Genomic DNA, 11,467 nt, shown 5'->3' with positions numbered 1-11,467 from the left:
AAAGTACAGCTTTGAGGTTGCAGATAAAGCTGACATGGTTTGAAGAGATTTTCAAAGAGTATTAGGACATGGCCCCAGCCTGCAAGCTATACATTTTGTGATAGGTTCCTCCCAAGGCCAAGAGTTCCTCATGGGTTCCACTCTCGATGATACGCCCCTTGTCCAAGACGTAGATGCAGTTGGCGTCTTGGATGGTCGAAAGGCGATGAGCAATAGCAATGGTCGTCCGACCCTGTCTCATCTTAGCTAGGGAATCTTGAACCAAACTTTCTGTTTCAGAGTCAATATTGGCTGTCGCTTCATCCAAAATCAGGATTTTAGGCTGACTGGCGACAGTTCTAGCAAAGGCAAGAAGCTGGCGTTGGCCAGTAGAAAAGCTCGAACCACGCTCAGAAACAGGTGCATCATAACCCTGCGGAAGGTCCTGAATAAAGGAATCTGCATCGACAAAGGCAGCTGCAGCCTGGACCTGATCATCACTAAGATCTTGGTACATGGCGATATTGGACTTGATAGTCCCGTGATAGAGGAAGGGATCCTGTAAGACCAAACCGATGTTTTTTCTCAGCTCTTCCTGACTGTAGTTCCTGATATCCACATCATCCAAGAGAACGTGGCCTGACTGAAATTCATAAAAACGCATGAGGACATTGATAATCGAAGATTTCCCCGAACCTGTATGACCTACAAAGGCAATGGTTTCACCCTTCTTAACTGAAAAGGAAATATCATCCAGAATCGGATGTTTGCCATCATATGAGAAACACACATGTTCAAAACGGATATTGCCTTCTTGGACTTTGGCTGGTCCATCTTCTTGAAGAGGCTCATAGGTCGTTTCGTCAATCAAGGCAAAGACACGGCCTGCAGACACCATGGACGTTTGAAGGGTTGAAAAGTTTTGCGTCACCTCAATCAAGGGATCAAAAAGGCGGTTGATATACTGGATGAAGGCATACATGGTTCCGGCCGTTATCCCGATAGAAAGACCACGGTAACCAAAGTAAGCCATCAAAACGGCATATCCTAGCAGTTTCAGCAAACTCATGGCAGGGCGCAAGAAGAGGGCATCCAAGGCTACAGAACGGTTGGCATAGGCCAAGTGTTCTTGGTTGATTTCATCAAATTCTGCCTGCAGGCGCTTCTCTTGATTAAAGGCCTGGATAATCCTGATTCCCTCGATATTCTCTGCCAACTTACTATTGATATCCGACAAGAGACTTCTGGTTTTTTCGATAATCTTGACTGACTTTTTCCGATAGAGATTGACCAAAAGGAAAATCAAGGGTAGAAAGAGCAAAACTAAAGCTGTCAAACGAAAATCCAGCACCAACATGGTATAGAGAGTTGTCAGAAAGATAAAAACTGCTGAGATAAAGCTGGATAAAATTCCCGAAAACATATCACTGATGGTCTCAGTATCATTGGTCAAACGAGAGACGATGGAACCTGCTGGCGTCTTGTCAAAATAAGACATGCCGAGTTTCTCCATATTGGCAAAGGCATCGCGACGAATATCCCTAACAATACTGTAGGACACCCGCGCAAAGAGAAGATTCCCGACATACTGAACTAGAGTTTGTAGGAGATAAAGGCCATAGTAGACCAGCAAAACGGTCACGGCCAGTTGATTAAGATTGCTGAGGTACTGGTCGATAAAGTGGGAAGCCACAAGGGGAATGACACTTTTAATGACCGTAGTCGCAAGGAGAAAACTGAGTGCCAAAAAGGTCAGGAGGCCATAGGGCTTGAGATAGGACATCAAGCGCGTCAATATAGCCCATTGTTCTTGCTTATTCTGCATCTTCTTCTCCTTTCATTTCCAACTGCTGAGACTGGTAGGTTTGGGCATACCAGCCATCCAGGGCTAGCAGTTCTTCGTGTGTACCCCGTTCTATGATTTGGCCATTTTGCAGGACTAAAATCAAATCTGCATGGACAACTGCACTGAGGCGATGGGCTGTGATAATGGTTGTCTTATCCTTCCGCGTCTCCTTGAGATTGTCGATAATCGCATACTCTGTCTTGGCATCCACGGCGGACAAGGAATCATCTAAAATCAAGATATCAGGGTCTAAAATCATCGCCCGACTCATGGCCAGACGCTGCTTTTGACCACCAGATAGACTGACCCCTTTTTCACCGATAACTGTATCAAAGCCCTGAGGCATGTCTACAATATCTTGGTAAACTTGAGCTAGTTTAGTCGCTTCCTCGACCGCTGAAAGGGGCAAATTAGGATTGCCGAAGCGGATATTGTCTAAGATCGAGGTCGCAAAGAGAAACTGATCCTGAGGGACATAGCCCATGAGACCACGAAGGTCTGTCAGACGATAATCCCGAATATCGTGACCGTTTAGATAAATAGCTCCCTTATCCACATCGTATTCACGCAAGAGGAGCTTAATCAAGGACGTTTTCCCAGAGCCTGTCTGTCCGACCAAGCCCAGGGTTTGCCCTCTTTCCAAACTAAAGTGAACATCCGTCAGTGTCTCCTCATTTTCAAAGGCAAAGCTGTCAATGGCGTACTCCAAACGTCCATTTTCGATACTGTCCAGAGGACATTCAGGATCTTTTATAGGTGATTCCTGAGATAAAAGATCCTCAATCCGCTGATAAGAAACCTTTCCTCGCTGAGTAATATTAAAGAGGAAACCAATAGCCATAAGAGGCCAGACCAACATATCCAAATAACTGATAAAGGTGACCAGATTCCCAACCGTGATTTGCCCTTTCTGAACCATCAAAGAACCGACCAAGAGGGTTAAGACATAGGATGAACCAACAAACAAGAGAACCATAGGGTCAAAGAGACTATCGTATTTCATGGTTTGCAGGTTCTTCTGGAAGGTCAATTCATTGACTGCCTGAAAGGACTTCAACTCGTCCGCCTGGTAACCGAAAGACTTGGTCACTTTAATACCTGATACGGACTCCTGCACCTTGTTATTGAGTTCAGAAAAGGCGGCTTGCGATTCGCCAAAAGCCTTGTGGGTCTTTCTCCCTAGACGACTGGTCGCATAAGCCATGAAAGGTAAGGGTAGAATGGCAACTAGCGTCATTTGCCACGAAATGCTAAAGAGCATGGTCAGCAAGGTCACCAAAGCCGTGATAGAGGCATCCACGGCAGACATAACACCGCCCCCTGCCAGACGCGTTAGGGCATTGATATCGTTGGTTGCGTGTGCCATCAGGTCCCCAGTCCGATAGGTTTGATAAAAGGCTGGAGACATTTTTGTGAAATGCTCAAATAAGCGAGAGCGCATAATCTGTCCCAAACGGTAGGAAGTACCGAGGATATACATACGCCAAACATAGCGCAGATAGTACATCCCAAAGGCTGCAAGAAGCAAGTAAAATAGGGCAAGAAGGAGGTCCTGCTGGGTTAATTGCCCCGATGTGATGGCATCAATGACCCTCCCCATAACCATTGGGGGAATAAGGTTGAGGACGGAAACCAAGACCAGAGCCACAATCCCGACTAAATAACGGCGTTTTTCTAACTTGAAAAACCACCAAAGTTTTTGAATAATGGACATAACATCCCTTTCTGATTGCAAATAGAAACCTGAGGCCAAGACCCCAGGTTTTTCTTATTCATAGGTTACGACTGTGACCGCACCCTTGTCATACTCAGCGATAAAGATATTGGCTACATTGTCATGCCCTTGTTTGCTGAGATTATCAAGCAACCACTCTTCGCTACGGCCAATATATTCCAAAACATCGACTTGGATCACACCGTCAGTCACAACTGGATACTTAGGATTTTCATCTCCCATTTGGATCACGATGAGTTGGCCATTTTGCTCCTGCACAGCTCGTTTGACCTGTTTCATCTGGAAAATTCCTTGGCTACGAAGTTTGAGAGCAACTTCTGCTGCAGACAAACCAACTGAACGACAGGCTTCTGGGTCAATCTGCCCATTTTTGATAAGGAGAGTTGGTTTTCCATCAATCAAGCGTTTGACAAAACGAACATTGTTATTGAGCCACTTGAGGGTCAAGACCAAAATCGTCCACATCATCAAAATCACTGCGTACTGCAGAATGCTGATTGAACTATTGTAAATCACCCCACCGATGATACCACCAAGAACATAGTTCTGAATTTGGTCTGTAGCAGAGTTAGGTGCTAGGTTACCCTTTCCTGTCACATTAATAACAAAAACAAGAGAGAAAAGACCCAAGGCCAGTTTGATTAAAATTTCCATATAATTGAGTGTCATTTGTTTACCTCCACCAATTCAATAGCGTCTGTTTGATTCAATTCTAATTTCTCTAAAAGATACTTGTCTGGTTGGCTCCCGTTCATGGCGCGGTAGAAATTTGGACCTACCTTGACAAGCGCTCCATCAGTGGCTGCAGAAGTATTGACATAAACTTCTGATTTATCCACTCCCAAGTCTTTGGAAACAACCTCTATGAAATGAAGGGAGGTTTGAAATTGGTTGTTAGAGGCTTGATTGGTCTGGTATTTTGAGATTGTCACCAAAAGCATGGCCACCAAGGTCAAGGCCAAAATCATGACCAATTCCCGAAACTTAGTCCCCTTTTTATCTCGATAGGCTTTAAAAGCAAAAAATCCTGTGATAGCTAGGAGAACAATTCCAAAGCCAATCATGATGCCATTTTGCTGACTGATTTGGCTAAGTACATAGTCATATGAGTAAAATTTCATTTATTTTCACTCCCTTTCATAAAATCATTCTTAATTATAAACGAAAGAGAGTGATTTTTCAAGCCATACGTTGGGGAAATGGACCTTTTTTTGGTATAATAAAATCTATAATCTGAATGAAAAAGGTAACTTTATGAAACTCATCTCATGGAATATTGATTCCCTCAATGCTGCCCTAACTAGTGACTCAACTCGTGCCAAATTGTCCCAAGAAGTACTACAAACCTTGGTCGCTGAAAATGCTGATATCATCGCTATCCAAGAAACCAAGCTTTCTGCCAAGGGTCCTACTAAAAAACACTTGGAAATTTTAGCTGAACTCTTTCCAAACTACGAAAACACGTGGCGTTCTTCTCAAGAACCTGCCCGCAAAGGCTACGCTGGAACCATGTTCCTTTATAAGAAAGAACTCACACCAACAATCAGCTTCCCAGAAATCGGTGCCCCTTCTACCATGGACTTGGAAGGCCGCATCATTACCCTAGAATTTGATGAATTTTTCGTGACCCAAGTATACACTCCAAACGCTGGCGATGGTCTCAAACGCTTGGAAGAGCGCCAAGTCTGGGATGTCAAATACGCTGAGTATTTGGCTCAACTAGACAAAGAAAAACCAGTCCTTGCGACTGGTGACTACAACGTAGCCCACAAGGAAATCGACCTTGCAAATCCTGCCAGCAATCGCCGTTCACCTGGATTTACAGACGAGGAACGTGCTGGTTTTACCAACCTCTTGGCAACTGGATTTACCGACACCTTCCGCCACATTCACGGCGATGTCCCAGAGTGTTATACCTGGTGGGCGCAACGCAGCAAGACTTCTAAAATCAACAATACAGGCTGGAGAATCGACTACTGGCTCACCAGCAATCGCGTAGCTGACAAGGTGACCAAGTCTGACATGATTGACTCAGGTGCGCGCCAAGACCACACACCCATTGTCATGGAGATTGAGCTCTAAGGAGAAATCTAATGGACTATCAAGCTGTCATTCCTGAATTTGTAGTATCTGACCTCGAAAAGTCACGCCACTTCTACTGCGACTTGCTGGGATTTTCTGTCGAATACGAGCGTCCAGAGGAGAAATTTCTCTTCCTCTCGCTTGAAGACTGCCAACTTATGCTAGAAGAAGGCAGCACGGAAGAATTAGCCCAACTAACCTATCCTTTCGGGCGCGGTGTCAATATTTCCTTTGGCATTGAAGATGTCCCTCAGCTCCACCAAAAACTGCTGGAAGCTGACTATCCTATCCATCGTCCTTTGACCAAGAGAACATTTCGTGTTGGCGATCACTATATCTATCCTCACGAGTTTGCAGTCTTGGATCCAGATGGCTATTTTTTGAGATTTAGCGAGTAGAAGAATAAAAGGCTACAATACTATCTAGCGTTGCAGCCTTTTATTCGTTCGCTTTTATGATCTATTTACTAACAAAATATTTGATTTATAAAGCTAATTGGTGTAAAATAAAAACATTGGCAGTAGCCTATTTAAAATTGAATATCATTTTACTTGTTTATGTCGTGAATTGGCACGACGTTTCTACAAGGTGCCGGAACACCTAACAATGAGTATGTCTATTGAGGGTATGTTTTTAGACATACCTATTTTGAGGGCTTGCTTATCTGTTAAGTAGGTCCTTTTTTTAGTATTTTGCTAAGGCTAGCCTTCAAGGTTAAATATAATATTTTTAATATTTCCCTTATTTAGTGCGGACGGGAGCAACTTCCTTCGGAATTTCATCCCTAATTTTTGAGCCCCTAGCTCTTTCATTTCTAGGCTTAGGCTAAAATAGTTCCCCGAACTATTTTACTCTCAAAAATCCCGTCATATACAATAACAAGATTATTGTATATGATACCACTACAGCGGGAAATATCTAGTAAAACTCGCTTCGCTCGCACTAGTATTATACATATACATTATTAGCAAACTAAATCACTATAGAAACATTTAAACAAGCAAATGAAGTATCTTTTAGACTTTAGGAGGTCTTATGAAATTATTAGAAGAGCGCATCCTCGAGGATGGGCATATCTTGGGTGACAATATCCTCAAGGTGGATTCCTTTTTAACCCACCAAGTTGACTTTAGCTTGATGCGAGAGATTGGTAAGGTATTTGCGGACAAATTCGCTGCTGCTGGCATTACCAAGGTCGTGACCATTGAAGCGTCAGGCATTGCCCCAGCCATTTTTACAGCTGAAGCCTTAAACATTCCCATGATTTTCGCCAAGAAAGCTAAAAACATCACCATGAACGAAGGTATCTTAACTGCCCAAGTCTACTCCTTTACCAAGCAAGTGACCAGCACCGTTTCCATCGCTGGAAAATTCCTTTCACCAGAGGACAAGGTCTTGATTATCGATGATTTCCTAGCAAATGGACAAGCTGCCAAAGGTTTGATCCAAATCATCGAACAAGCCGGAGCAAAAGTCGAAGCGATTGGTATCGTGATTGAAAAATCTTTCCAGGATGGTCGTGATTTGCTTGAAAAAGCAGGGTATCCAGTCCTATCACTGGCTCGCTTGGATCGTTTCGAAAATGGTCAGGTCGTATTTAAGGAGGCAGATCTCTAATGCAAAAACAAGAAAAACACTCGCAAGCAGCCGTTCTTGGCTTGCAGCACTTACTAGCCATGTACTCAGGTTCTATCCTGGTTCCCATCATGATTGCGACAGCTCTTGGCTATTCATCTGAGCAGTTGACCTACCTGATCTCCACAGATATCTTCATGTGTGGGGTGGCCACCTTCCTTCAACTCCAACTCAACAAATACTTTGGGATTGGACTACCAGTCGTTCTCGGGGTTGCCTTCCAGTCGGTTGCTCCTTTGATTATGATTGGGCAAAGCCACGGTAGCGGTGCTATGTTTGGTGCCCTTATCGTTTCTGGGATTTATGTAATTCTAATTTCAGGCATCTTCTCAAAAGTAGCTAATCTTTTCCCTTCTATCGTAACAGGCTCTGTCATTACCACGATTGGTTTAACCTTGATTCCTGTTGCTATTGGAAATATGGGAAATAACGTTCCAGAGCCAACTGGTCAAAGTCTCTTACTTGCTGCTATCACTGTTCTAATTATCCTCTTGATTAACATCTTTACCAAAGGATTTATCAAGTCTATCTCCATTTTGATTGGTCTGGTTGTTGGAACTGCCATCGCTGCTACCATGGGCTTGGTTGATTTCTCCCCTGTTGCGGCAGCACCGCTTGTCCATGTTCCAACTCCCCTCTACTTTGGTGTACCGACTTTTGAAATCTCATCCATCGTCATGATGTGTATCATTGCAACGGTTTCCATGGTTGAATCCACTGGTGTTTACCTGGCCTTGTCTGATATCACCAATGACCCAATCGACAGCACGCGCCTGCGCAACGGTTACCGTGCAGAAGGTCTGGCCGTACTTCTCGGAGGAATCTTTAACACCTTCCCTTACACAGGATTTTCACAAAACGTTGGTTTGGTTAAATTATCTGGTATCAAGACCCGCCTGCCAATCTACTACGCTGCTGGTTTCCTAGTCCTCCTTGGACTCCTTCCTAAGTTTGGTGCCCTCGCCCAAATCATTCCGAGCCCTGTTCTTGGAGGGGCCATGCTGGTGATGTTTGGCTTTGTTTCCCTTCAAGGGATGCAAATCCTCGCCCGCGTTGATTTTGCTAACAATGAACATAACTTCCTTATCGCAGCTGTCTCCATCGCTGCAGGTGTCGGACTCAACAATAGTAATCTCTTTGTCAGCATGCCAACAGCCTTCCAAATGTTCTTCTCAAATGGAATCGTCGTAGCCAGCCTACTGGCCATTGTCCTCAATGCAGTATTAAACCGGAAGAAGAAATAAGAAAAAGAGGTGCGAGCCTCTTTTTTGTTTATCACAAATTGATTATAAATACTATCAATCCCAATTCCCAGCTAAGATTTCTTTTATAAACTTTTTAGGCATCCAAAAGGAGTGTTTTGTAATCCTACGTCCATCTGGAAGTTCATCCGTATCAGATAATGAACCTTTCCCAACAAATTTTCCTTTTTCAATTTCATAATAAGTATTTGTAGCGTGTAATTTCGTAAATAGGATTCTGTTTATCTTACTTTGAGGGAAATTGGTTGAAACTTTATTACCATTTTGGGTTAATTTAACTCCGTCAGAAATAATTTGTCTAGTTTCCTGCCACACTCTTTGTATTTCTTCTAATTGTCTATCCTGAAATCCCCAAAACTTGATAGAATCTAATACAAATAGCTTCGGTTCAATTTCCTTAAAAATAACGAAGAGGAATCGTTTATTGTAAATTTCATTATAAACATGTGATGATTCCCAACTATCATTTGCTGCTAGTTCTTTAAAACAATAAGTTTTAAACGGGGAGTCTTCCTTAGGTAAATTATTCTTATCTACTCGAATAACTCTCAAATTCATGTTTGCTTTTTGAAATTCTTTTGTCTTATCTAAATCCCCTGTTAAGCCTAAAATTTTTCTAATCAGAGTACTATTCTTACCTTTTGCTTTGGGATTTACTTCAAATCTATCATATAACTCTTGTTCAGAGAAACCTTTGTAGGAGAGAATCTTCTCTGCAATAACCTCAGTAAATGATTTTTTCTCACCCCTAAAATTAGCCAGGACACTTTCTTGATCTGATTGATTAAAGATTTTATGATTAATCAGATAGGTCATATAACTTGATTTTAATTCCCAAGCTCTTTGTTTCGCTAATTCATAACTAAAAGGTTGTTGTCTTAAATCCTTTCCTTTACCTGCCCCTTTTGTACAAGTTGATAAATAGTTCCCATCTGATTCTGATAATTCATGTGCCCTTCCATTTTTGATTTTATCTGTAATCTTCTTATAGTCTTCAAGGATAACTGCCATATCCTCCTCAAACCATTCATATAAAAATATTTTTTCAATGACATAGTCCTTCATTGTCTGATTAGGAGTTAAGCCATTGTAAAACAATAATAAAATCTTTGCGCATTTTTTCCATAAGTGGGTGGAGTAAAAATCCTCTAAATTTTCCTCCATATAGTTTAGTATTGTTAATACAAGTCGTTCTTTGGCACTAAGTGTCCCATTTTTGTTTACCTTAAAAGGAGTAACTTTTAATTCTACACCAATTTTTTCAAAGTCAGCTTCCGAGTCACTATTTGGCTGATAACCATAGAAATATTTTTCAATATAATTTCCATACTGTCCTTTTGACTTCATACTAATTGCTTTATCTTGGACCTCAGAGACTACTCTATCATTATAATCGTCATATGATTTATAAAGCGAACGATTATACTCTTCCATAACATCGGAAAATTTTCTATTTAATAGTTTGTGAGAATATTCAATAACACTATCGATATCTTCATCGTTATAGTTAAATAAGTTTTGATCCATTTTCTTCTCCTATCTTTTATATTATATCAAATTAAACTAAAGCAAGCATTAATACTTGATCAATTATCGAAAATAGTATATAATGGATTAAACTGTAAAATATTAAGGAGAAAAGATGAAAGTTCTCGAACTATTTGCTGGAGTTGGCGGTTTTCGCATAGGATTAGAAAATGCCGATAAGCAACTCTTTAAAACAAAATGGGCAAACCAATGGGAACCATCTCGTAAATCTCAAGATGCATTTGAGGTCTATGATTATCACTTCCCCAATAGCGAAAACATCAATATTAGTATTTCTGATATAACAGACGAACAATTCTCCAAAATGGATGCCGATATGATTGTCGGTGGTTTTCCTTGCCAAGATTACTCAGTTGCGCGTAGCAAGAAAGATGAAAAAGGAATTGAAGGGAAAAAAGGAGTTTTATTTTGGGAGATTATTAGAGCAACGGAAATAATTAAGCCAAAATATTTAATCCTAGAAAATGTAGATAGACTTTTAAAAGCACCTTCAAAACAAAGAGGACGAGATTTTGCAATTATGCTCACAGCTTTTAATAATCTTGGATATTCTGTAGAGTGGAGAGTTATTAATGCTGCTGATTACGGAAGAAGCCAACGAAGACGCCGTGTATTCTTTTTCGTATATCGAAATGATACTGTATTTGCAAAAAAGATTGATAATCTTTACGAAAAAAAGGAAGAAATTTTTGAAGATAATAGGTATGATGACTATATTTTCAATCAAGGCCTATTTGCAAAACAATTTCCTATTAAACCTATAGCAGTTAAAAATCGCCATGTGTTTTATGAGTTACCAAATGATATAGTTGAAGTTTCAGATACTTTTACTGGTACCGTTTGGAATACAGGAATTATGAGACATGGAAAATACTATTCTATTGATACAGAACCTAATTACAATGGCAACCCTATCACTCTAGGAGAAATTCTTCAAGATGAAGAGGAGGTCCCAGAGAAATATTTCATTACAGATCCAGCAAAATTGGAAAAATTCCAATTCTTACGAGGTCCTAAACGAATAGAACGTACTTCTGCCACTGGACATACTTATATCTATTCTGAAGGAGGTATGGCTCCTTATGACGATTTAAATTTACCTGGTCGAACAATGTTAACTTCTGAAGGTACCGTCAATCGTTCTACCCATTTTCTTAAAGTTAATGGCAAATACCGTCTTATAACTCCAGTTGAAGCAGAACGCCTTCAAGATTTTCCAGATAATTGGACAGCTAAAAAGAAATTGTCAGATGGATCTATTGTCAACGTTTCTGATAAAATGAGAATGTTCTTTATGGGAAATGCTTTAGTTACTGAGATTGTAAAAGAAATTGCTAAGTTTATTAAAGAAATTGATTGATTTATCTGAAACAAAAAAGA

At 41.0% G+C, this 11,467-nt stretch carries 10 protein-coding genes and 1 riboswitch; of the genes, 5 read left to right on the top strand and 5 right to left on the bottom strand.

All coding sequences use genetic code 11. From position 1 onward, the window contains the following. Positions 1-61: 61 nt before the first annotated feature. The 4 genes from HMPREF2885_RS04885 to HMPREF2885_RS04870 are packed head-to-tail and all read right to left on the bottom strand — an operon-like array spanning position 62 to position 4,681. Positions 62-1,804, bottom strand: a complete 1,743-nt coding sequence (locus HMPREF2885_RS04885) for an ABC transporter ATP-binding protein (RefSeq protein WP_070657331.1) — start codon at positions 1,802-1,804, stop codon at positions 62-64. After that, positions 1,794-3,539, bottom strand: coding sequence for an ABC transporter ATP-binding protein (locus HMPREF2885_RS04880; RefSeq protein ID WP_070657329.1), 1,746 nt, complete (start codon positions 3,537-3,539; stop codon positions 1,794-1,796). The genes HMPREF2885_RS04885 and HMPREF2885_RS04880 overlap by 11 nt, the downstream gene beginning before the upstream one ends. A gap of 54 nt (positions 3,540-3,593) precedes the next feature. Then, the gene (locus HMPREF2885_RS04875; protein ID WP_070568193.1) at positions 3,594-4,229 is read right to left on the bottom strand and encodes a DUF421 domain-containing protein; all 636 of its coding nucleotides are present in this window, start codon (positions 4,227-4,229) and stop codon (positions 3,594-3,596) included. Continuing rightward, positions 4,226-4,681 carry a DUF3290 family protein gene (locus tag HMPREF2885_RS04870; protein ID WP_000675332.1) on the bottom strand — a complete coding sequence of 152 codons (456 nt, stop codon included), beginning with the start codon at positions 4,679-4,681 and terminating at the stop codon, positions 4,226-4,228. Before HMPREF2885_RS04870 ends, HMPREF2885_RS04875 begins: the two co-directional genes overlap by 4 nt. Before the next feature lie 133 nt (positions 4,682-4,814). Between HMPREF2885_RS04870 and HMPREF2885_RS04865 the strand changes: the two genes are divergently transcribed. The 4 genes from HMPREF2885_RS04865 (at position 4,815) to HMPREF2885_RS04850 (ending at position 8,521) form a co-directional block, all read left to right on the top strand. After that, entirely contained in the window at positions 4,815-5,642 is an 828-nt protein-coding gene (locus HMPREF2885_RS04865; protein WP_070657458.1) for an exodeoxyribonuclease III, read from the top strand. 11 nt (positions 5,643-5,653) lie between these two features. Then, positions 5,654-6,040 (top strand): bleomycin resistance protein, encoded by a 387-nt coding sequence (locus tag HMPREF2885_RS04860; protein WP_061452820.1) that lies wholly within the window; start codon positions 5,654-5,656, stop codon positions 6,038-6,040. 133 nt (positions 6,041-6,173) lie between these two features. Further along, positions 6,174-6,269, top strand: a riboswitch (purine riboswitch). A gap of 408 nt (positions 6,270-6,677) precedes the next feature. Continuing rightward, positions 6,678-7,259, top strand: coding sequence for a xanthine phosphoribosyltransferase (locus HMPREF2885_RS04855; RefSeq protein WP_070657327.1), 582 nt, complete (start codon positions 6,678-6,680; stop codon positions 7,257-7,259). Next, positions 7,259-8,521 carry a nucleobase:cation symporter-2 family protein gene (locus HMPREF2885_RS04850; RefSeq protein ID WP_070657325.1) on the top strand — a complete coding sequence of 421 codons (1,263 nt, stop codon included), beginning with the start codon at positions 7,259-7,261 and terminating at the stop codon, positions 8,519-8,521. The genes HMPREF2885_RS04855 and HMPREF2885_RS04850 overlap by 1 nt, the downstream gene beginning before the upstream one ends. Before the next feature lie 54 nt (positions 8,522-8,575). Here the strand turns inward: HMPREF2885_RS04850 and HMPREF2885_RS04845 are convergent, their stop codons facing one another. Beyond that, positions 8,576-10,066, bottom strand: coding sequence for a Sau3AI family type II restriction endonuclease (locus HMPREF2885_RS04845; RefSeq protein WP_070657323.1), 1,491 nt, complete (start codon positions 10,064-10,066; stop codon positions 8,576-8,578). Between the two features lie 115 nt (positions 10,067-10,181). Between HMPREF2885_RS04845 and HMPREF2885_RS04840 the strand changes: the two genes are divergently transcribed. Then, positions 10,182-11,447, top strand: coding sequence for a DNA cytosine methyltransferase (locus tag HMPREF2885_RS04840; protein WP_000865856.1), 1,266 nt, complete (start codon positions 10,182-10,184; stop codon positions 11,445-11,447). Positions 11,448-11,467 lie beyond the last annotated feature (20 nt).

The sequence above is a fragment of the Streptococcus sp. HMSC062H02 genome, assembly GCF_001813005.1.
Taxonomy (GTDB): domain Bacteria; phylum Bacillota; class Bacilli; order Lactobacillales; family Streptococcaceae; genus Streptococcus; species Streptococcus oralis_S.
The sequence above is the reverse complement of the archived record's forward strand: the minus strand, read 5'-3'. Positions and strand labels throughout refer to the sequence as shown.